Raw genomic sequence first — 22,410 nt, 5'->3', positions numbered from 1 at the left:
CCTTGAGATCGCAACGTCCCACCACGCTCACCCGCACGCGCAGCTTGGTGGGCTTGCGCGCGCGCAGCGAACAAGACAAAGACTTGCGCCGGGGCGACCTCGTGCGGGCTGCGTCTGAGCTCTTTGCAGGGTCTGATTTTGATGGCGTAACCATCGCTCAAGTGGCACAACGAGCGGGCGTAGCCAAGGGCACCGCATATTTGTACTTCAGTTGCAAAGAAGCTTTGTTCTTGGAGTTGGTACAGACAGAACTACTGCTCTGGGAACAAGACTTACACACCTGTCTTGCCCCACTTTCGACAGAATGCGCGACCAACGCATTGGCCGCAACCATAGCCCGTACGCTGGCGAAGCGCCCAACCTTGGGGCGCTTGCTAGTGCTGCTTCACCCAGTAATTGAACCAAGCTTAGCATTGGACACTGCGCGTAGTTTCAAAGAGTTTTTGCTTGCGTTTATTGGACGAATCAGCGCTCTGCTAGCCACCAAAGTGCCTGAACTAGGGGCCACAGCGTCCGTCACTTTTATCTTGCAGGTGCATGCTCTTGTGATCAGCGTTACGCAACTCGCACACCCACCAGCTGTCATCGCAGCGGTCCTGGACCATGACCCACGCTTGCATCCTATGCGTATTTCGTTTGAGCCTTTTATGGCAGAAACCCTGTCCACTTTGCTGCGGGGCACACTGCAAACTCAAAAGCAGACATAAACCATGGAAAGTTTAGATCTACGGGTGTTGGCCGATGCCCTTGCTTGGCATCAAGCGGGACACGCAGTGACCTTGGTCACCGTCGTGGAAACATGGGGCAGTGCCCCACGCCCATCGGGAGCCCTGCTTGCCCTTAGGGACGATGGGCATCTTAGCGGATCGGTATCAGGCGGATGCGTGGAAGACGACCTCATAGCGCGCACGCGCGCCTCGGTTCGCAGTGGAGATACCTCTACGAAGTCCACGCCTAGCATGGTGACCTATGGCGTCTCCAAAGACGAAGCTGCTCGCTTTGGCTTACCCTGTGGCGGCACCCTGCGATTACTGCAAGAACCTTTGATGGATACCGCTTGGCTCAAGGAACTATTAACCCGCACCGCCGCGCACGAATTAGTCACTCGCACCGTGCATCTTCCAACCGGTAGGGTCACCCTCACACCTGGGTTACGCACTAGCAAGGCAAGGTTCACGGAACATGAATGGAGTAGTACTTTTGGCCCCCAATGGCGCTTGCTGCTAGTAGGCGCGGGTCAGTTGTCTCAAGCTGTCGCGCACATCGCCACCTTGCTGGACTTTGCAGTACTAATCTGCGACCCACGCGAGGAATACGCTAGTGCATGGCCCCATCAGAGTGCCAGGGTAAACCACCTGCCCGGTATGCCCGATGACGTGGTGCGCGACATGCAACCCGATGCACATACCGCCATTGTGGCGCTCACCCATGATCCAAAACTGGACGATATGGCGTTGATGGAAGCACTGAAATCCAATGCCTTCTATGTAGGTGCTTTGGGCTCAAGACGGAACCAAACTGCGCGCAAAGCGCGTCTAGGCATGCACTTCGGACTGAGCGAAATTGAACTATCGCGCCTGCATGGCCCTGTGGGGCTTGACATAGGAGCCCAAACACCTGCCGAAATTGCAGTGTCTATCGTTGCCCACATCGTGGAGCACAAGTACTGTGCAGGTGCGACGCTTAGCGCAAATAAGACTATCGCTGAATCGTCAACCCGTTGCTGCCTTTGATGCTGTATTGAAAAAATGAGGCTTGTTTGGCTCTGCTGACCGCCTTGTCGCAACTAGGAATGTACAAGCGAATTCGCACCGCCCCATGCAGATCGGGGTGGCTACAACCGGGGGCTACCCATTCTTGAATGGGTGCTCCACGCGACCATCAAGCGACTACTTTTTCACGCAAAGATATCCGCCACCCGGCAAAGTACTTCCGTCTAAGTCCTGCGCTTTCGAGTGATAACCTACAGCTTGGTACTGCTTGTCAGTGGAGTTCATACTGGAACAAATACGATCGCCGTCGCTTTCCAACGCTATTGGCACAGGGCCAAAAGATGCGCCGTTATTCCACGTTTTTGCGTTGTCACGAATTGCTAGACGTGGCGGCACGTCACCTTCACTGCCCCCAGATACGAGTGCCACGGAACAACCCGATATCACGGCACCCGAAACCACACAGACAGCAATCATTGCAAACAGTTTCATTGTCGTTCTCCATTGGTTAAAAACAGACCGCCATCGAACCGTACCTGGCCCAAAGCTGAGAACAGTGTAGCGGTCCAAAGCCAATTTGGCAGGCAAAAAATAGCACGCTATTTGAATACAACAAGTCCTACTCAAAAGGCCCGGAACCCTGTATATTTATTCGGGATGGGCCGGCACTTGGGCGCTGGTTCAGCATTCACACCAAGGAACCTTATGAAGATCAAACATTTTGCATTGGGCGCTTGCGCATTGTTCGTCCTGATTTCGGGTGCTTCACACGCTGATACCTTTGAGCCCAAGAGCATCAGCATTGGTGTGGACTACCGCATTCACTTTGGTGGCAGTGCCCGGGTAAAGCCTGAAGCACCCACGTTCGGTTTCAACGTGAACCTGGCCCCGGCACAAGATGCTTTTAGCATGATGAGTGTTCGTCCGACTGTTAGCTACAAACCCGTGGAGGCCAACAGCCTTATGGACATCCGTTTTGATTCACGAACCCAAGAGGTTCGCAATATGTATGTGGGCGGAGTCGGTGTGTTGCAAAAAATCACACGTGTAAACGTAGATGGCGCGCCTGGTGTGGTGGACACTGTTATCAGCTGGCCCTTGGTGGCCACGGGATTTGTGACCTTCTACGCGTACGCTGAAAGCCAGAATAAACCTAAACCAGCTCCGCCAGCGCCAGCGCCCTCATGTGCATCTTTTGCTGGACATTCCGACGCCTCGATGGGAATAGCCCCTTGTGTCCTCTTTAGCGATTAACGTTGTGGGCAGCAACCGAAAGCACTGCTGGCTAGGGGCTTTGCTTTCGTTGCGCAGTTATAAAGCCATTTGTGAATTGAGAAGATAGCAGTAACGGCAAAGCCACTTTTCGATAACCACTTACTGGCTAGTCGATGCGAGAACTTGGCGAATCTCTTGACCCCAAAGGGATTGGTGTTTCGCGACATTACCATCATGCTTTTGCCAGACTGGCAGCATATCGAGAAAAGCCTGATCCTAATCAGATTCGGGATTTTTTAAGCAATCGATCAATCCGCTACTTGTCGCGCGGTACTAGAGCAAGGCGCCTGACAGTGTAGGGTCACAGAGCGTGCATCTTGCGCAGGACCCACGGTGTAGAAGCGCCAAGGATTCTGTGGGGTACACCTATCTCTCGCAGCTCGTCTCAACTTGGGTATTGGGTCGATGGAGTAGAAACGCTCCCAGCCCTTGATACTTAGCACCTAAAGTGCTAACAACTTCAATAGCAAACCAAGCAACAATCACACGCTTGGCACAGGTGTTCCAGAATTCACACAAAGCGCCATGTTCAATGCTTTCACGGCTGTCTTGTAGTCCTCGCGTTCGATCACGAACTGCATATTCACTTGCCGTAAAGTCTGTGATACGCAGTTCACGTTGACCCCAACATCCGCCAGCGCCTGCGCTGCTTTGGCCAGCACACCAGGAATCCCGATGTTGGAGCCGATGGTACAAACGATGGCGCTGCGCTTTACCGTCACTACTTGGTAAAGCTCTTCCAATTCAGCCACCAATTCGGCAGTGACTTGGTTGTCCCACACCAAATGTGCGATGGAATTGGCGTTAGTAGCCTTCAGGATGTAGCTGATGTCATGCTTGCAAAAAACCTGCATCAAGTTGGCATCAAAGCCTACAGTGCCCACCATGCTGGGGTCGTGGATCTCAATCAGGGTGACCTTATCGGTGCCAGTCACAATTTCCACGCGGGCGCGCTCGCCCACAAAATCTTTGGTAATCAAGGTGCCGGGGTGGTCGGGCTCAAATGTGTTTTTTAAGCGGATCGGAATACCCGCCAACTCCATAGGCTTAGCAGCCTTAGGGTGAATGGCTTCCATGCCCACATCGGCCAACTGGTCGGCCACGTCATAGTTGGTCGCACCCACAACGATGGCATTTTCCAAGCCAACTAAATTGGGATCTGCCGACGACAGGTGAAACTCTTTGTGGATCACAGCCTCAGCTGGCCGCACTTCGACAGCGATCTTGCTGAAGGTGACCTCGGAGTAGCCACGGTCGAACTCCCGCATGATGCCTTCCGTGCCCTTGGTGTAACCCGTAGCCACAATCACGCTGTTGGCCAGGTCCAGGTCCTTGAAACTGTTAGCAATGCGCTCGTCAATGGTCCAAGCCTCGTTGTCATCAAAACCAGCTAGGTCCATCAGCACGGCCTTTACTCCATTGGCCTTGAGAATTTCGACCGAGTTGAACGCGCTGTGCGACTCACCGATGGAGGCCAGCACTTCGCGGGCGGCCAAGAGCACATCTTTGCGGTTCAGATAGCCGCTGGCCAGCACATGCTGCATGGCACCCAGGTATTCCCGGGATTGGGCAATGCGATGGTCGATAAACGCATCGGCCACCGCCAGCGGCAGGCCGATATCGGCATATCCGGCGTTGAGTTTCTTCAAACTGACGGCCAAATCGGTTAAGGCGTCTTGGTAGCCCTTGCCTTCGGCGAACAAAGCATAGATGCCCCGTTCACCCGTCTTTTTGTGCTCCAGCAACTGGTTGGTCACACCTGAGTAGGCAGACACCACGTAAATGCGGCCGTAAATGCGTTTGGGGTCGTGCAAAACGATGTGACGCAGCACATCGCCAAAAGCGGTCATGGAAGTGCCGCCGATTTTCTCGACAGAGATCTTGGAAGAGTTTACGTCTGACATGGGCTAGCTGATGGAAGCAAAAAAAGTTGGGGAACCGAACGAAAAGCCCTCTATTTTCCACGACTTTGGAATAGACGTTTGCACCCACTCGCTAACCCGCTTCTTTGTACCCAATTTTGCGTGCGTCTGCAGCGAGTTCTGCAGAGGGTTCAACCTGTACAGAAAGACCAAAACTTCTCTGTTGCCTCAAACCCGATTTACTCAGCGCAGACTCAGCAATACCCACCAATATCCTCCACTAACAGATGAATGCGCATCGTTGAATCGCTGAGCCAGAACCTGGCCGACCAAGTCGGCGGAGGTGTTAGGACAGGGCATGCGCTGACCAAACTTCAAGATGACCGGAATTAGTCCTGTCAGGGCACCTGCTAGCGACTTATTGCTTTTGTGATAAAGGCCGAGGCAGAGTAACTCGGCTAACGAGGCGTCGTCCCCGCCGAGCAGGGCACGTATACACAGCCGCTTGATTTCAATGTCTTTGACAGCCATGCGTTGGCACTGGACTTGGCTCGTTCGCGCAGGGTGTAGGCGATAAAACATCAGAGACTCCTCTAGGTTAGCGAAGCGCTTGCCAGGCGGAGCAGCGCGACACCAGAGGGCGTAGTCCTCAGCGCGCGAAAACTCGGCGAGATAGCCACCCGCATCAGTAAAGAGGTTGCGACGCGACATTGCGCTGGGGTGGCCAATGGGGCAGATGCGCAGCAGCTTAGTTTTGATCACGGCGTCCTCGCAGGGATGGCAAAGCACACGGCTGGCGGTGGCTAAATCCTTCACTTCAGAGAAATAGGTGATCGCAGAGTCCACGATGTCGACATAAGGAAGTGATTCCATGAACCAAAGCTGGCTTGCCAGACGTTCATGGTGGCAGATGTCGTCATGATCGAAGATTGCCATGAACGGCGAATCGATCTAAGCTAGGAGACGGTTACGGGCGTCCGAGATCCAAGGTTCCGCTCAGTTTGGATCAGTCGCAAATTCAAACGGTCTTGGTAGCTACGAGCAATCGCAACGGAGTCGTCGGACGACGCGTCGTCTAACAGTACGACCTGAAAAGCGGTAAACGTCTGTGCGACCAGCCCATCTAGTGTCAGTGCAAGTGTGCGCTGTGCGCCGGTAAGGCAACACTGATTGGCACCATGATTAGTTCAACTCCAAATGTCTGTTCTGCAAAGGCCCGAACGCCGCCCTGTGCATCACTAAGCAAGGCTCTCAACTAGGCCGAATTCACTTCTCGATCTATGTCTACTCTAATTAGGGCTGCATCCCGAGTGTTTTGCTGAGGATGCCGACAATCTCTCTCTGCTGCTCAGAAGTGATGCCGAACCATAACGGCAGCCGAATTAGTCGTTCAGACTGTGTGGTGGTCACTTCCATCGAGCCATGTACTCTGCCATAACGTATTCCGGCTGGCGACGAATGCAGTGGGATATAGTGAAATACCGTGGCAATGCTTTGGCGCCTGAACTCGTTTAACACTGCCTGCCGGTCAGTGTCAGGTGACACTAATACATAATACATATGGGCGTTGTGAGTGCACTCAGCGGGAACAATCGGTCGACGAATGGCTCCAGCGACTTCCAAAGGTTCTATCAATTTGTCGTACACCTGCCAACTCACCAACCTTTTGTTGGTAATGGCCTCAGCCTCTTCGAGCTGTGCCCAAAGGAAAGCAGCAATCAACTCGCCAGGCAAAAAGGACGAACCAATTGATTGCCAAGTGTACTTATCAACCTCGCCCCTGAAGAATCGAGTGCGATCAGTGCCCTTCTCTCGAATGATCTCTGACTGAACTGCAAAGTCCTCGCGGTTGACAATCAGTGCGCCACCTTCGCCAGAAATCACGTTCTTTGTCTCGTGAAAGCTATAAGCACCTAAATCGCCAATGCTCCCCAAGGGCCTTCCCTTGTAGCTCGACATGACGCCTTGAGCGGCGTCTTCAACCACGAACAAGCCACGTCTCGCGGCAATATCCATGATTATGTCCATCTCGCAAGAGACGCCAGCGTAGTGAACCACCGCAATGGCTTTGGTGCGGCTTGTAATCGCATCCTCTATCAGGCGCTCATCGATATTGAGCGTGTCTAGACGAATATCAACAAATACAGGTACTGCCCCACGAAGAACGAAGGCGTTTGCCGTGGAGACGAACGTGAACGAAGGCATGATAACTTCGTCGCCAGGCGCAATATCCAGTAACAACGCCGCCATCTCCAACGCAGCAGTACAAGAGTTTGTCAACAGCGCTTTTTTGGCGTTGGTGCGCATCTGCAGCCAGTCGTGACAGGACTTTGTAAAAGGACCATCGCCTGCGAGCATGCCGTTAAAGTGGGCCTGTGCAATGTAATTGAGCTCCTTTCCAGTCATATGCGGGACATTGAAAGGAATCCGAGAATTGTCCTTCTTCATTGGGGTGCCTTAGAACTATTCATGGGGATCGGCAACGCTTGCAAGACGCTAGTTTCTGTATAGCGTGGCCAGCCCAAAACCTGATGCCCCAAAACCGTTCCCGTTGTAGAGCATATAGCGAGTGCCGTTGTGATCAAATACATAGGGATATTCAATCATTTCTGAATCCCAACCAGTTGGCGACACATCCAATCCAACGTTGTCAAGGTCCAACTGCCATTGGTCACCATTGCCGCTGTGCGCGTAGCCGATTTTGTATTTAGTGCCAGATCCGCTGCGATAGGAAAACCACATTTCATAACTCCCATCCAGATTGCGCAAGACCGAAGGCCTAGAAAAGGCTTGGGCTGTCCCGACGGCAAATGGCAAGGCCAGTCCTCGTCGCTCCCAAAAATGCCCGTCGCAAGAAACTGCCGAATTGATGACGTGAATCATTTCGTCATTTCCTGCATTCCAGGTCAGGGTTGAGCCATACCACATGCGGTAGGGATACATTCCACCGCAACCTGTCAATACCCAAGGGTAAGAAAGGCTCATCGGATCGGTTGAATCTACACCCATGAAAACACTTGGACTGTCCAATTGGAGACTGTGATCGGCACCGACGATAAGTCGACCTATATCACCACGCCAGTGGGCATTGTCGGGACGTTGCCACCCCATAAACAACATGTAATGAGTTCCTCCGGCAAAGTAGCAGTTTCCGATGCTCACGCCATGCGAATAGAAAGAACCGGTTGGGCCATGCTCAAACTTTGGAAAAAAGTCTTCGGCGATGACTTTCTTGGCAACTATGTCGATATCTACAGACCCCACGGTGGAGCGGTTCTCTCTGTCCCTGCCGCTGTAGAAGATGCGAAAGATATCGGCCTCAAGATGCACCGCAATGGGATTGGCAGCATGGCTCACTAGTTTGAAATGCCTCTCGCCTGAACCTGGCGCATAAATCAAGCCGTTTTTACACCACCTTTTGATCTGATTCATATTCTTTTCAAACGGGTGCTGGGCAAGCTTGACCGCTCGACCGACTTGCCGATGTAAAGGCCATCAGCTTCGGCATCATTTAAGAGTAGAACCCCAGCACCGATGACGCAGCGATCTCCTACTGCAATGTGGTCCCGAAGAGTGGCATTAACTCCGATAAAACATTGCTCACCGACGGTTACACGGCCCGAAATCACGACATGTGAGGCAATGAAGGTGTGGTCATTGATTGTGGAATGATGACCAATGTGGTTACCACTCCAAAGAGTAACATTGCTGCCTATCTTCGCGAACGGTTGCACTGTATTGTCTTCAAATATGAAACAATTGTCCCCGACTGCTGTTTTGTCATAAACGATGGCCATGGAGCTTATATAGCTGGCAAGCCCGTACCCAGCCGACTTTGCGGCAAAGTATTTTTCTTTTCGTACGGCATTTACTTTTGAATAGCCGAGCGCAACAAACATTTCGTGTGATTCGGGCGGACATCTCGATCCGATCTGAGAAAATGGAATAACGGGAACTCCGCAAAATCTATCTTGCTTAATAAACTCCGCATCAAGAGTGAATGCAACCACTTCATAGTCAGAGTCACTGCTGAAATAAAAGTGAGCCAACTCACCAATGTCATCGGATCCAAAGATAACCAACTTTTTCTTCATGGCGTGCCCTCTGCAAGGAAGTTATCGCAATTAGCCCAGTCAACATAATATATGAGAATTTATCTTTAAAGCTAAGCAACAATTGCCAGCACACAATTTTATTGATGGGCCTTGCTTCAACTAGCCGGCATTCTACTGAGAAGGTAATCTTCGACAGTTCCAGGCTCCTGAAATCGGCATCCAATGATTTCCAGTTCTTCCAAGCTAAAGGCGGCTGCGTCTATGTTTCTAGGCAAATGGATTTGTTGCTTAAAGAATGGGATGGTGTAGACATGATTCACGGCCCGGCGAGCCGCACCAGTGCTGTTAAATCCTCCACGGTGAAAGGTCATGCAATCAAGCAAAATATATTGCCCTGCCTTTGCCAAAATTTGGACGGCATGCCTCTTTATATAGGAATCCGTCGGAAAATTCGAAGTTTTGTGGGAACCTGGCAGAACATAAGTTGCTCCATTGTCAGGTGTAAAGTCGTCTACACAAAAAAGAGCGTTGATGGCCAACGGGGTATTGCTGACGAAGTGCTGATATGGAAGATCTCGATGCCACGCACTTTGATTATAGATTTCCTGCGCAGGATTGATGATGGCATTTTGTTGGTTTAGGATGAACTTGCCAGGGATGATCTCACTTAGAACGCTCAAAAGTCGAGGCTTAAATGGCAATCGTTGAAAAAAAACCGATTTATTCAGAAGCGGGGCACGAATCGTATTGTGTTCGTTAAGCGCAATAAGCCTGTCATGCCCCCAGTGCTTAACATATTGTTCATGTACAGAGTTGAAATCATTTGAGATGCCAGCAAGTTCACTTGAATCCATCCCAGAATCCAAAACGGCATAGCCTAAACGCCGAATCTCCTCGCATACCTCTTGATTTTCATTGCTGAATTGGTCTCTTTGAAGCACGCCATAACTGATTTCAGGCACTTGATGATAGTTCATAGATATGTACGCTGTGTCGCTGTTAAATTTATGTGTCACAAAGCTTGCTGTGATGCTTCATAAACCTTGACGCACAAGGTCCAGTATTGAATAAAAGGTCAATGACTGAGACATGATGAGAGAAGCCAGAAAACTGCTGCTTATACTCCGGATAGCCATCATAATTGAACCATTTCAAAGCGATCCCGTAGTGTTCAAATAAGGACTTATCAATATAACTCTTTGCCGATGGGCCGGAAATATACTCGTTTGCACCCGATTGTCGACATAGGTCGACGAGGCGCTCAGTCTTCCCATTAATCAAAACATAGTCGCATGAGTTAGAAATTCTCGTCTTGATCGCCAATTGCCTGCAAATCAGCTCGATCAGATGTCGATTCAGATCCGTTAGACGCTCGAATCTACCCTCTGAATACACCGGCTCCAACCAAGAGGCGATTTCCTCGAAAAATGGAGCACGTTTATAGTTCTGTAAAATAGTCTTCCAGTGGGCCTTGTACCATTCCCTACCATCAACAACGACCTCTTTGATTTTTTGTTCATACCTTCCTTTGACCTGCACGGGTATGCTGAGCCATTGAACCCCCTGCGCTGTCATGATCTGATTACGATTGCGCCAGTCGCGCCGGGTATACTGCACATCATCATAGATAATCAACTCATCGACTGATGCAATCAAATCAAAATAGCCTTTCCAAGGGATGTAATTTGATTGCAAGATTGCAACTTTCATTAAAATATCCTCAATATTCACTCAGGAACAATATAGCTCGACGATAAATTCGCGTGCATTTCAAGGCTCCGCAGGGAATGCTTTAGCTCAAAACTTGCACGAGCTATTTTTGATTGCTCCTCAAGAATATTTGGCGTGAGATTTTCAAAAAAATAATCTAGTTCATCGATGTTTCTCCATGTCAGACACCCTGGATAGCCGTAGGCTACAGAACTCCGGGTGGGATTCTTAGTATCCTCAAATATTAGTATAGGAATAGCACACCCCTTTGTTTCAACAAGCCCTCTAGGGCTGCAAATAGGATATGAGGAAATACATAATTGAATGTTGCTTTTTTTCAAATATTTCCAAAGTATGGGTACAGAACCAACATATACAAAACGAGAAGGATTGACACCCGCCATGGCGAGTTTATCCTCAATCTTTTGGCGTCTTTCGCTGCATAATTCGCCAATATGAAAGTGCGTACCGGAAAGCATCTGCAGGCGTTTAGCCACGATATCACCATAGTCGAAATCACCATCACTTTCGAACTTGCGGGGAGTGCCGTGTGAACAAGTGTTCAGCCCTTGATATTGGTCCCACTCAAGCCAAGGTCGCGCACCGTGGTCGTAAGATGCCACTGGCCAACAGAACATGGGTCGGCCAGTCATATTCACAACGGCCTTTACCCCAAACTCATTTGTGCCGACAACTGTGTACCAGGGTATATACAACCCCAAGGTCAAAGTATCTGCGTGATGAATGTAAAGGATTTGCGCTGCTGAACGTCTGGTAACTGCGCAATAGGCTACTACATCGTGCTGATGAGTGACAAGTATCAATCGTCTTGGATTTTTCGAATGGATATACTCCCGAAGAATCAGAATCTTCTGGAGCAAAGTTTCTGCTTGCAGTTCGCTTGCCTTTACATTCGAGGGTAATGCCTCATAAAGTTGCGCAGAGAAACTTGAGCTATTTGGCAAACATCCGGTCTTGGTGAGGATCAACTCTCTCTGGGTCGAACAGTCGACCTTGATCAAATCTAGCAACAGCGGTGTGTGGCCTCCGCGGCCAAAAAACAAATCGGTCGCAATGTAGATTGTCAGGTCTTGTTGGCCGCCCGCTTCAGAATATCCGTGTGGAAAATCAGCGGCAATTGCCTCTGCCGCTTGACAGCAAAAATTGTCGAGTTCACTAGACCCATTCAGAATACCCTGACCGCTCGGGTCATAGGCTCGCTCCAGCGAATTCACGCACAGGGCATTTAGAAACGCCTCGTATCGCTTTTCAGAAAGCGAACTTGCCAGCGAACGTAATATGTCACTCATGCCCGTGTTGCCATGTTGATGAAGCATGTTTGGCGTTGGAGTCTCGACTAACACAAGACTTGAAAGCATCAGGAGTTAACTTATGAACGAAGGAGTTTTGCTTCACTGCTTGATCTCTGGCAACAACGGGAAGTGTCAACGTGGAGATCATTGATCTTTGATCTCGCCGGTACTCGACCAACATGCGCGCGTTTTCTCGATCATGCAGGCCGATGTGCATGTGCAGATAGCAGATAGCAGATAGCAGATGGGAAACCTAACCGCATAATTTCAAGTATCCCACGGGGAGGTGAATAGTTAAGGACCGATTTGACATCTTGTTCATGGCTACTTCCTCTCGCCCCTTGGAGCCTTTTCTATTATCTGGGCAGTTCAAGCTAGCGGCCAAGAGACAGTTTGGGCAAGTTCTTTTCTTGGTCATTCGCGTTGTCGCGAACGAGTGAACCGCTGGCCCACGAGCAGCACCGGGAATTGAGGAGACTCCACAGATCGAGAGAATGGAGCCATGAACAAGAAGTCAAACCGATTTATACCTGCGGTGCAAGAGCGTGCGGTACGTTTGGTGCAGGAGCACCTTCAGGACTATGCGTCACTAGGACTTGCGTGCAGTCCATAGCCGCCAAAGTCTGGGCGCATAGCAGAGACGCTCCAAGAGTGGGTTAAACGCACAAAAGTTGATGCCGGCGTGATGCGGCAATACGGCGCAATCCTGAACGGCGAAGCCTGCGTGCCAAACGTGACGCTGTTCTGGTCTTGGATCTACAGCGCGTTTGGCATGCCAACTGGCAAGCATATGGCGCAGACGCGGTCTGGTTGCAAACGAACCGAGAAGGCATACGCGTTGCCCGCTGCGCGGTGGAGCGGCAAATGGGTGGTCTTGGTTTCCAGAGCGCGCGCAGAGTTAAATCGGTACGAACTACGACACCGGACACTTCTGCGCCACGCCCACTAGACCGTGTCAATCGACATCTTCAAAGCCGACAGGCCAAACCAGCTGTGGGTATCAGACTTCACCTACGTAAGCACATGGCAGGGCTGGCTAGGTAATCCTCCCGTAGAACCATCGGAGCCAGAAGTAGGAATTTCTCGGAGAGAATTTCTACATGAAGAAGTCCAAGTTTTCAGACAGCCAGATCATGCAGGCGCACAAGCGCGTGGAAGCGGGTCTGGGCGTACCTGATCTGTGCCGTGAGATCGGCATCAGCACGGCGACTTTTTACAAGTGGCGCGCCAAGTTCGGCGGCATGGATACGTCCCTGATCGCTAGGATGAAAGAGCTCGAAGAGGAGAACCGGCGCCTCAAGAAGATGTACGTCGAAGAAAATCTTAAGGCCGAAATTGCTGCCGAGTACCTGGCAAAAAAGTAGCCCGGCCATCTCGCAGGCGTGAGATGGCCAAAGAAGTCGTAGCCCAACGAGGCGTCACCATCCGGCTGGCCTGTCAGATATTCACAGTGAGCCCATCGTGCTTTCGCTACGTTGCCAAGACCGATGAAGAAAACAGGCGCATTGCCGATTGGCTACTACGTTTGACCGACAACAACCGCAATTGGGGTTTTGGCCTGTGCTTTCTGTACCTGCGCAACATCAAGGGGTTTCCATGGAACCACAAGCGGGTGTACAGGGTCTACCGGGAGCTGGAGCTCAACCTACGCATCAAACCACGCAAACGCATGGTACGCCAGAAGCCTGAAGCGCTGCATGTACCCCAGGCCATCAACATGGTTTGGTCCATGGATTTCATGCACGACCAGCTCGACGACGGCAGGAGCATTCGCCTGCTCAATGTCATTGACGATTTCAACCGCGAAGCGCTGGCCTTTGAGATTGATTTCTCCTTGCCATCCGAGCGCATCATACGGGTCTTGGATCAGGTCATTGCTTGGCGCGGTAAGCCACAGGTGATCCGCAGTGACAACGGGCCGGAATACATCAGTCTGAAGATTCAAGAATGGGCCAAACGTCGAGGAATCCAGTTGCAGTACACGCAACCCGGTAACCCGCAACAAAACGCCTACGTCGAGCGGTTCAATCGGACCCTGCGATACGAGTGGCTCTCACCCTACAGCTGGTCCACATTGGACGACGTTCAGATATATGCCACCCAGTGGATGTGGAAATACAATCACGACCGCCCCCACATGGCCTTGGGTGGCATTACCCCAAAGCAGCGATTGGCCATGGCTGCGTAACCGTTCTACTTCTCGTAGCGGTGGAAATTGGGGGGATTACCGCTATGCGTGGCCTTTGTGATTGATATATTTACCCGCCGCATTGTTGGCTGGCGAGTCAGCCGCGGCATGCAGCCAGACTTTGTGTTGAATGCGTTAGAGCAAGCGCTGTTGGATCGCCCGCCCGCTGCCGATGACTTGATCCATCATGCAAATCGGGGCTCGCAGTACATGAGCATCCGCAACATAGAGCGACTTGATCAAGCTGGCATCAAACCATCTGTGGGCAGCAAGGCTTGGAGTGGCGCCGCAGAGAAAGGTTGCATCGATACCGAAGCTGTTGGCTGCCGCTGGAAAGCCCTACGCCTCCTTGCAATTGACATTGGCAACCAGTGGCGACGACTTGCTTCTCTGTATTCAGAAACCATTGGCAATTCAATCAACCGCAACGAAAAGAGAAAGTGCCATGCGATAACGCGTGGAATACAGATGATTTTGCCAACGACTCGCGCTTTAACCGAGGTGGGTTCAAGCGTACCATGCACGATAAACATGCTAAAGGGGATAAACAGCAATGCAACTAGGTCTGGTCAGCATCCAACGCAACCGCGGACCTTGGCTAGTGGAGTGGTTTGCCTTTCATTATTTGGTGGGCTTTCGCAAGTTCTACTTCTATGCGCACCTCTGCGACGACGATACACATGAGCTGCTGCTCAAGCTAGCGAGCAAATTCGACATTCAGTCATTTGTTATGGCATCTGTTCAGGACAAAGTCCAGCTGGCGGCCTACCAGCATGCTTGCGACCACTTTATGCATGACGTTGACTGGATGTGTTTTTTAGACGGTGATGAATTCATTTTCCCGACTCAACACCTTGACCTAGCAAGCGCTTTAGAAGAATACGAAGCAGTTCCGATTTCGGGCTTAGGCGTCTATAACCGCAATTTCGGTAGCTCCGGGCATATCCAAGAGCCCACAGGACTGATTACCGAGAATTACCGATTTCGAGCGGACCCCAACTTCCTGCCACAGCGCAGAATCAAGAGCTTAGTGAAGGGAAAGCAAACAATATCCATTGGTAGTAACAGCCACTTATTTACTACACCACTGGGTACCGTAGATGAGTTACAAAGACCCATTACATGGGGCTACATGCCAGATTATGAACCTAGCTATGAAAAGTTTCAAATTAATCATTATGTTTGCCAGAGCCGCTCGTATTTCCTTGAGTTCAAAAAAAACAGCGGTCACGCCGATGCCAGTGCAAATGCAGTGCGGGAGGAAATATGGTGGGATAACTTCAACTCAAATGCAGTTGCAGATCATTCATTGACTCGATATTGCCAACCCTTAAGAGACTTTGTTGAAAAAATCAATGCGGAACTCGAATTACCTAATTTACCTCCAGTTCCGTTCACTAGACCTCAAGCTCATCAAAATTAAAATTATACATAACCATGATTGCACCGACCCTGCTTTCCCGAAATATCCTTATGCTATCCCCACCAATGCATAGCATGCTAGGTACAGGGCGAGTCACCACCAATATAAACGACTAGCAGAAAATGTTAAGGGTCTCCGTAGCATTGCCAGTACATAATGCAGCATCCACGATTCGGTCAACACTAGACTCACTGGTGAATCAAACTTTCCGAGACTTCAATGTCGTGATCATAGATGACTGCTCGCAAGACGAAACATCACAAATCGTATCAAGCTACGCCGACAAAATAGACCTAAACATAATTCATAGCTCGACCAACTTAGGAATATCTGGCGCAAGAAATCGACTTTTGAAAGAAATTAATGCGCCTTACATAGCAGTCTTGGACCATGACGATATCTGTCATCCTACGCGCTTGGAAAAACAGTACGATTTCCTTCAGCAACACCCAGAAACTGACATATGCGGGAGTGCAATCGCATATTTCTCTGTCGATACGGAACGACACAACGCGAAAAATATCCTACGACACCCTAGCGAGGACCAAGTTATAAGAACCCGCTTGCTCTACAACACCGCTATGGTTCACCCAAGTACCATGGCTAAGCGTTCATTTTTCAATGACGTAGGAGGATACGAGGCTCAGTTCTCTCCGGCAGAGGATTATGCCTTCTGGTGTCGCGCAGCACTACTTGGCAAACGCTTCGCGAACATCGAAGAACCACTTCTGTACTACCATACTCATCCGAGGCAAACCAGCAAGATTCAGTCACAGATGATGATTCAAAAGGATATTGAGATAAAGCGCTTTTATATCCAAGGATTATTAAATGGAGTACAAGATACATTTCTCGCTGAATTAATGTGCCCTTACTTAGAGCACGAAAGAAAAGACGTGGCTGCCGCGCTATCTAAAATAATGCCGATCATTCTAAATTTATACGACAAGGTGTCGTGTCGCCAAACGTATGAAAGCCTAATCAGCTCCGTACTTGCCAAACACCTCGCGCAAGACTAAGCGGAACACATTCACCCAGCTCCGATCAAGCACAAAGACCCAATGTCAGCAATACTTCAAACTATGCGAGAGGCATTGAGAGATCAAAACTATGAAAGTTTTCTGACCACGCTTTGCCTGCATGCGCTTCAACGCTGCTACGCAGACGCAGGCCAGGGGTGCTTAACCGGATCTAGCGAATTAGATGAACTATGCACGCAAGTTGCCAACTCCATCAACTTAAACTATCCAATAGACACCGATTCTTCCCGGACAGTCAATGATTTAACGATTTATATAGCAACGGAGCTATATTTTGGAAACGCGGCACATACCCCCTGCCCTTAGATTTTATTAAAGTCGACAGATCGAAGAGCAGAGAACTACTACTCACAAACATTAGTGCAACAGAGCATAGCATCGCTTTTTACTGAGTGTTTATCTAAGTCTGTCGACCCAGATGTAAACGTATCCACTTTGAATGCTGCAACCTTCTTGGAAAAATTCTTATCATTCGCACTTACATAAATAAAAAAATCAAAGCGAATCATATTACCCACCCATCAACACGATGTCATCGTCTATTCGACGTCCCCCCAGTTCCAGTAGCACTGGACTTTGTAGTCCGGGATTAATTTACCTAGTTTTTGAATCAATGTTTTTGCATAGGCTGCCGGTGTCAGGCCACCCAGTGATCTCATGGGTGTCTCGTCGTTTTATTCCTTTCTCCACGCTTCCACGATTACGCGGGCATGTTGCAGACTGGTAAACCAGTGTTCGTTCAAGCATTCATCACGAAACCGCCCGTTGAATGATTCGATGTATGCGTTCTGGTTAGGGTTGCCAGGCTCAATCAGGAACAGCTGCACACCGCTTGCATGGGCCCATGTCAGCATGGCGCAGCTACAGAATTCCTTGCCGTTGTCGGTTCTGATCGCTCTGGGCAGGCCTCTGGTGCTGGGAAGTTGCTCCAGGATTCGCACCAGTTGGTTGCCGCCCGACGGGAGTTCCGGCACGATGGCGACTGCTTCATGGGTCGCGTCATCCACCACCGTCAGGCTCTTTATGCTGCGCCCCTCAGCCGTGCGGTCAAACACAAAACCCATGGACCACACCTGGTTGGCTTCCGTTGGGCTCTCCACGGGATGCCTGTCGCTCAGGGGTCTCTTCTTGCGCCTGCGGTTCTTCACTTGCAAGCAGGCTTCGGCATACAGGCGGTCTACCCGCTTGTGGTTGACGATCTCGCCCGCTTGGCGCAGCTTCAGATAGATCATGCCGGAGCCATATCGGCGATGGCGTTGGGCCAAGGTGATGATCTTCCCCTTGAGTGCGCAATTTCGGTCTGACGCGGGTTCGTAACGCAATGCACTGGCACTCATTCCGATAATGCGAAAGGAGCGACGCTCGCTCAGTCCCTTGTCGATCATGTCGCGCACCAGTTCACGTCTTGCCGGTGCGCTCACCACTTTTTTCTCAAGGCTTCTTTCTTCACCTCGTTCTCCAACATGGATTCGGCCAGCAGCCTCTTGAGGCGAGTTTTTTCCGCCTCCAGCTCCTTCAGACGCTTGGCATCCGACACCTTCATGCCGCCAAACTTGCTGCGCCACCGGCAATAGCTGGCCTCCGAGAAGCCGTGCCTGCGGCACAGCTCGGCAACCGCCAGGCCCGCTTCAGCTTCGCGCAGGAAGCCAATGATCTGTTCCTCTATAAATCTCTTCTTCACGTCCAATCTCCTGTGTATGGGATTGGACTCCAAGCTTAGGCGCTACTCAAATCCGGGGGGACGTCGGCCCTTGATGGCCTCGTTCTGCACCTGCAGTGCGCTTGCCACTTCACCTTGATCAGATCCCTCCCCCGCTTCTTGGGCCTGGTGCTGAGCGGCCAAGTTCCCCAAGCTGCGGTGTTGCTCTTGCGCTTGGGACAGGCGCGCAGCGGTTTCGCTCAATGCTTTGACATGGCCTTGGGCGTTGGGCCTGCCTTCGGTAGTGATGAGCAGGCCGTCTTGGGCGCGGAGGACGCCGTGTCCATCCGTGCGCAGCTCAAAGCCTTCGCCCCGATGTTCTTGGCGGCCTGCCCTGCTCTCTATGCGGGTGATGTGGCCTAGTGAGAGTTGGCTGTGCTGGTGGTCGCTTTTAGCTTGCACTTGGATTTGCTCTGCGGTGTCGTCCAAGAGCACATGGTTGCTGCGCCCAGCAGCTGCGTTGCCTTGCCCTGCGGTGAGTTCGCGGCTGCGCATACCACTTAAGGCTTGTTGGCCGGGCAGTTCCCAGGGCGGCTGGTTGTTCTGGTTGTAGACAGCCGCGATCACGATGGGTTTGTCCGGGTCTCCGCCTTCAAAGCTCACCAGCACTTCTTGCCCGATGCGGGGAATGTGGATGGCCCCTAACTGGTTGCCCGCCCAAGGGCTTGCCACCCGCACCCAGCAGCTGCTGCGTTGGTCGCGCGCGTCGTGCCGGTCCCAGGGGAAGTGCACCTTGATGCGGCTGAGGTAGTCGGTGTGGTGGTTGGCCCCTGCGGGGCCGACTACCACGGCGCTCAAGGGGCCAGGGATCAGGGGTTTGCTCTGTGTGCGGTCAGGGCGCAGGGCGATGGTGCTGGGCTGGACCTCGAATTCGGTGTAGACGCGCCACTGGCCTTGGGGGGTGGCGCTGTTGTCTTGGTTGTTGCCTGCGTGCTTACCCGCGTTGCTGCCTGTTTTGTGCTCACTCGGGTTTTCTATATCGAGTGTGGTGTGCAAGACGATGTACTCGGTGTTGGCGCTGGTCTGGGGGTGCTCGGCCAGGGTGAAGCTGCTGCCGGGCACGATGCCGCGAATGTGGCCGGCACCCCGTGCACGCAAGGCCCCTTGGCGCAGGGCTTGCAGGCGCAAGCGAGCCAGGTGTTGGCCTTGGGGTTCGGTGTGGTTGGCTGCACTGTTTGCGCCTGCATTGGGTTGGCTGTAGTCGGTGCTGGCCAGGCTGGTGGATGCGCTGGTGCCCATTCCTTGGTTCTGCCCTCTCCAGAGGTAGATCTGGTGGGCCGGGTGATTGCCTGCATGGTCGCTGCTGGCTTGCACCGCCAGGCTGGCCTGGGGGCGGGTGTAGTCGTAGTCGGCACTGGCGTAGGCGCTGGCAGTCAAGCGCTGCACCGGGCTGAAGCGGTGGATGTACTCGCGGTCGGTCTTGTGCCCCAGCGGGTAGTAGGGGATGGTGTGGTAGGGGTTGAGGCCGGGATCAGCGCTGTTTTGTTGCAGGTCTTCTTGCCGGATTTGGAAGGCGCCGTTGTGGTCGCTCCAGATGAGGCGGTGGGCCTCGCCGCTGTGCTCGAAGTGGTAGTTGATGCCCCACTCTTGCATGAGCCGGGTGATGAATTGCAGGTCGGTTTCGTTGTACTGCACGCAGTAGTCGCGCACGGGGTAGCTCTCTAGGAGCCTTTTGGTACTGGGTTGGGGGTAGTTGGCCAGCACGTGTTCGATCACGTCGACCGGGCTCATGTCTTGGAAGACTTTGCAGTCGGTCTTGAGCCGGGCCTGGGCCAGCCAGGGCTCCAAGGTGAGTTGGTAGACGCGCTGGCGTGCAGATTCTTGCACGAGGGTGGCTGCGGTGATGAGGGCGCTGATTTGGCGCGCTCCGCTGCCTTGGTGGGGGGTGGCGAGTTGGCCCTTGACGACCCCACCGATGCTGCCCGCCTCAAACGTGCCCATGCCTTCGAGCTGGATGTGGCAGCTAATGGCCTGGCCCATGAGGGCTTGGAGGTCCAGCTCTACCAGGCCACCCGGGACCGGGGTGTCCGGGGTTTGCAGGGTGAGTTGGTAGCGAAAGAGTTGGTTGATGCCTTCGTGGCCTTCCAAGCGCACGGCTTGGAGTTGGGCGTGACCCGCTTGGGCCTCTAGGCTGGCGCTGCTAATGGTGAGGATGCGCTCTGCGGGGATGAGGGTGGTGAGGCTGGGGGTGGGCATGGGCGTTGACATGGTGGATGCTCCGTGCGTAGGGTGGGCTTGCGTTCAAGGTCGCGTTCAGGGTCGTATTGGGGGGGTGCTCAGGGCACGTCGCGGTCCCAGGCCTGCAGCAGGTCGGGGGGGATTTGGCTGGCGACTTCGCTAAAGCGTTTGCCCCACATGCGCTGGGCTTGCTTCACTCATCTCCATGCTCCCTGAATAAACGCATCAATGGCTCCAGTCTGACTAGCGACTAGCCGCATCGCTTCAGCCTCCAGGGCTCGCAAATTTCCAGCCTCAACGTTGTCCAGCGAATCGCTAGCCTGTGCCAATTCAGTTTGCAGGCGGAGGTAGTTGCCAGAGTCCGCATATAGCTTGCCCAGTTGATACTCCACCGCATCACTTTGGCCGTCAAACATGGCATTGAAGGTGGGTTTGATGAGGTTGAACATGTTGCAAAACTGCTTGTCGTTGGCACTGTATTTTTCTTGCCGCTCGCCCGAACCGATGCTCAAGATCAGTATGTCGTCTTCAGGCCACAGTTTTTTGGCTTCGGCCCACGCAGACATAGCGGGGTTGTTGGCGAACAGGCCACCGTCTATCAATGTGGCTGGCGGTGATGGGTCAGATGGATCGTCGGTGTTGATGGTCATCGTCATCGGCGGAAAGTAGGTGGGTGCAGCTGAACTGGCACGGGCCACTTGCCATGCCGGCAGATTTTGATGAGCCGGTTTCCAGCTCTTGAAAAAACGTGGCGTGGCCTGCTGGGTGTCGTAGGCGGTACACATCAACAAAGGAGCATTACGGTCTGGGCGTTGGCTTTCGATAGCGGTGGAGCCCAAATGTCCCAAGGTGTAATCGGCCAGTATGTCGCGCAAGACGCGCTCCAGCCCGTCAGGTTTATAGGTGGCACCGTTGTTGCCGACTAGCGGATTGATCCATTTGCCTAGCCAAGATGCTGAAAAAATGCTTTTCGCATGGCGCTGGTACACGCCGACCATCGCTTGTGCACTGTTACCTACGGCCAAGCCCAGCCCTATCAAAGCACCTGATGAGGTACCAACGATCAGGTCAAAGTTGTGAGCAATGCCACCCTCGGCAAGCGAGTTTCGGCTTCGCAGTAGCTGTTCGATGTGCGCCAATACACCGGCAGACAATAGGCCGCGCACACCGCCGCCGTCAATGGACAAGATAGTTCTCGTTGTCACATACCACTCCTGCGCACAGATAACAATTTGTATTTCGTGCCATGCTGCACTCCATCCACCGGGTACCACGCATATCGCACAGCATTCGATTGGTTGCCACCGAGCACCAACACATTTTTCTTGTCTGCATCCAATGTGATGAATATGGCTACATGGCCACCACCACCATTGGCGTTGCTCCGGTCAAACACGGCGATATCTCCCGTTTGGGCGCTAGCGACAGGTATGCTGCTGCGCCAATTGCCCCACGATTTGGCCCATGCGGAATCAGTGCCCACGAGGTCGCATTGCTCTACGCACCAGTTCATGAAGCAACTGCACCACGCTGTTTCGTCTTGCAGTTTGTCTAGATCGCTCAGGTTGTTGACGGTCGACAGGTAAAGCTGAATACGGGGGTGATTGCTGTCAGTGCCTGCGTATTCTTTGATGCCAATCTCCTTGATGGACACAGCCAGCCACGGGGCTATGGGCGCGTCTGGCAGCAGATAGCGGGCGCTGCACCAGCCGGCTTTGCCTTTTGCCCCGCCTTCTTTGACCTGAAGCCAAGTGCCTGTGCTGTCTATGGCTGTGGAAGTGAGCACGGTGCCCCGAATGACGAAACCTATTGAATCAAACCCCGTGCCAGCGCCTTGGCGCATGTGCAGCTGGTCTGGGGTCACTGTGACGGTGAACATGGAGTCTCCTTTGGAATAAAACGCTCAGTGGGTTTGCTTGGCTTGCGTTGTAAGAGAGTCGATTCGGTGGGCAAGT

The 22,410-nt window shown here is 52.3% G+C and carries 19 protein-coding genes and 3 pseudogenes; 8 read left to right on the top strand and 14 right to left on the bottom strand.

The genetic code is table 11. The features are described 5' to 3' along the window. The first annotated feature begins 2 nt into the window (after positions 1–2). Positions 3–707 (top strand): TetR/AcrR family transcriptional regulator, encoded by a 705-nt coding sequence (locus EXZ61_RS09890; protein ID WP_142811382.1) that lies wholly within the window; start codon positions 3–5, stop codon positions 705–707. Positions 708–710: 3 nt separating this feature from the next. Beyond that, complete coding sequence (locus EXZ61_RS09885; protein WP_142811380.1) at positions 711–1,733, top strand: XdhC family protein; 1,023 nt, start codon at positions 711–713, stop codon at positions 1,731–1,733. Between the two features lie 156 nt (positions 1,734–1,889). Here EXZ61_RS09885 and EXZ61_RS09880 read toward each other — a convergent pair whose 3' ends face one another. Continuing rightward, positions 1,890–2,204, bottom strand: a complete 315-nt coding sequence (locus EXZ61_RS09880) for a hypothetical protein (protein ID WP_142811378.1) — start codon at positions 2,202–2,204, stop codon at positions 1,890–1,892. A gap of 213 nt (positions 2,205–2,417) precedes the next feature. Between EXZ61_RS09880 and EXZ61_RS09875 the strand changes: the two genes are divergently transcribed. Further along, a complete protein-coding gene (locus EXZ61_RS09875; RefSeq protein WP_142811376.1) occupies positions 2,418–2,966 on the top strand; it encodes a hypothetical protein in 549 nt (182 codons plus the stop codon). 503 nt (positions 2,967–3,469) lie between these two features. Here the strand turns inward: EXZ61_RS09875 and EXZ61_RS09870 are convergent. From EXZ61_RS09870 to EXZ61_RS09830, 9 genes are all read right to left on the bottom strand, one after another. Further along, positions 3,470–4,891, bottom strand: coding sequence for an aspartate kinase (locus EXZ61_RS09870; protein ID WP_142811374.1), 1,422 nt, complete (start codon positions 4,889–4,891; stop codon positions 3,470–3,472). 201 nt (positions 4,892–5,092) lie between these two features. Beyond that, complete coding sequence (locus EXZ61_RS09865) at positions 5,093–5,785, bottom strand: glycosyltransferase family protein (protein WP_142811372.1); 693 nt, start codon at positions 5,783–5,785, stop codon at positions 5,093–5,095. Between the two features lie 20 nt (positions 5,786–5,805). Then, positions 5,806–5,982: a glycosyltransferase gene (locus EXZ61_RS22595; RefSeq protein ID WP_142814191.1), complete on the bottom strand. Its 177-nt coding sequence runs from the start codon at positions 5,980–5,982 to the stop codon at positions 5,806–5,808. A 160-nt stretch (positions 5,983–6,142) separates the two neighbouring features. Beyond that, a complete protein-coding gene (rffA, locus tag EXZ61_RS09855; protein ID WP_142811370.1) occupies positions 6,143–7,297 on the bottom strand; it encodes a dTDP-4-amino-4,6-dideoxygalactose transaminase in 1,155 nt (384 codons plus the stop codon). A gap of 48 nt (positions 7,298–7,345) precedes the next feature. Continuing rightward, positions 7,346–8,281 (bottom strand): glycoside hydrolase family protein, encoded by a 936-nt coding sequence (locus tag EXZ61_RS09850; protein ID WP_142811368.1) that lies wholly within the window; start codon positions 8,279–8,281, stop codon positions 7,346–7,348. Continuing rightward, the gene (locus EXZ61_RS09845; protein WP_142811366.1) at positions 8,278–8,943 is read right to left on the bottom strand and encodes an acetyltransferase; all 666 of its coding nucleotides are present in this window, start codon (positions 8,941–8,943) and stop codon (positions 8,278–8,280) included. The genes EXZ61_RS09850 and EXZ61_RS09845 overlap by 4 nt, the downstream gene beginning before the upstream one ends. A gap of 116 nt (positions 8,944–9,059) precedes the next feature. Next, positions 9,060–9,881: a phytanoyl-CoA dioxygenase family protein gene (locus tag EXZ61_RS09840; protein ID WP_142811364.1), complete on the bottom strand. Its 822-nt coding sequence runs from the start codon at positions 9,879–9,881 to the stop codon at positions 9,060–9,062. 28 nt (positions 9,882–9,909) lie between these two features. Further along, entirely contained in the window at positions 9,910–10,614 is a 705-nt protein-coding gene (locus tag EXZ61_RS09835; RefSeq protein WP_142811362.1) for a WbqC family protein, read from the bottom strand. Positions 10,615–10,631: 17 nt separating this feature from the next. Continuing rightward, on the bottom strand, positions 10,632–11,924 hold the full coding sequence (locus EXZ61_RS09830) for a hypothetical protein (protein ID WP_142811360.1): 1,293 nt from the start codon (positions 11,922–11,924) through the stop codon (positions 10,632–10,634). Positions 11,925–12,429: 505 nt separating this feature from the next. Here EXZ61_RS09830 and EXZ61_RS22155 point away from each other — a divergent pair. The 5 genes and pseudogenes from EXZ61_RS22155 to EXZ61_RS09805 form a co-directional block, all read left to right on the top strand. Beyond that, positions 12,430–12,966: pseudogene (locus tag EXZ61_RS22155) on the top strand (IS3 family transposase); the annotation flags it as partial. A 61-nt stretch (positions 12,967–13,027) separates the two neighbouring features. Beyond that, positions 13,028–14,115, top strand: a protein-coding gene (locus EXZ61_RS09820) for an IS3 family transposase (protein ID WP_142811358.1) whose coding sequence is annotated in 2 segments (ribosomal slippage) — positions 13,028–13,280 and positions 13,280–14,115 — 1,089 coding nt in all. Because the reading frame shifts where the segments join, the coding sequence is not laid out codon by codon here. Positions 14,116–14,157: 42 nt separating this feature from the next. Continuing rightward, positions 14,158–14,388 (top strand): annotated as a pseudogene (locus tag EXZ61_RS09815) (DDE-type integrase/transposase/recombinase); the annotation flags it as partial. A 280-nt stretch (positions 14,389–14,668) separates the two neighbouring features. After that, the gene (locus EXZ61_RS09810; RefSeq protein ID WP_142811356.1) at positions 14,669–15,538 is read left to right on the top strand and encodes a glycosyltransferase family 2 protein; all 870 of its coding nucleotides are present in this window, start codon (positions 14,669–14,671) and stop codon (positions 15,536–15,538) included. Between the two features lie 122 nt (positions 15,539–15,660). Beyond that, on the top strand, positions 15,661–16,557 hold the full coding sequence (locus tag EXZ61_RS09805; protein ID WP_142811354.1) for a glycosyltransferase family 2 protein: 897 nt from the start codon (positions 15,661–15,663) through the stop codon (positions 16,555–16,557). A gap of 560 nt (positions 16,558–17,117) precedes the next feature. On the opposite strand, the pseudogene EXZ61_RS09800 reads toward EXZ61_RS09805, so the two are convergent. The 4 genes and pseudogenes from EXZ61_RS09800 to EXZ61_RS09785 all read right to left on the bottom strand — a co-directional run bounded on the left by EXZ61_RS09800 (position 17,118) and on the right by EXZ61_RS09785 (position 22,334). Beyond that, positions 17,118–18,259: pseudogene (locus EXZ61_RS09800) on the bottom strand (IS3 family transposase). A gap of 42 nt (positions 18,260–18,301) precedes the next feature. Further along, positions 18,302–20,485: a type VI secretion system Vgr family protein gene (locus EXZ61_RS09795; protein ID WP_201799124.1), complete on the bottom strand. Its 2,184-nt coding sequence runs from the start codon at positions 20,483–20,485 to the stop codon at positions 18,302–18,304. A gap of 167 nt (positions 20,486–20,652) precedes the next feature. After that, positions 20,653–21,660, bottom strand: a complete 1,008-nt coding sequence (locus EXZ61_RS09790) for a patatin-like phospholipase family protein (RefSeq protein ID WP_168224732.1) — start codon at positions 21,658–21,660, stop codon at positions 20,653–20,655. Then, positions 21,657–22,334: an SH3 domain-containing C40 family peptidase gene (locus tag EXZ61_RS09785; protein WP_142811350.1), complete on the bottom strand. Its 678-nt coding sequence runs from the start codon at positions 22,332–22,334 to the stop codon at positions 21,657–21,659. Before EXZ61_RS09785 ends, EXZ61_RS09790 begins: the two co-directional genes overlap by 4 nt. Positions 22,335–22,410 lie beyond the last annotated feature (76 nt).

It is taken from the genome of Rhodoferax aquaticus (assembly GCF_006974105.1).
In the GTDB taxonomy this organism is placed as follows: Bacteria; Pseudomonadota; Gammaproteobacteria; order Burkholderiales; family Burkholderiaceae_C; genus Allorhodoferax; species Allorhodoferax aquaticus_A.
Note: the sequence above shows the minus strand (reverse complement) of the source record. Positions and strands in the feature narration are given on the sequence as shown.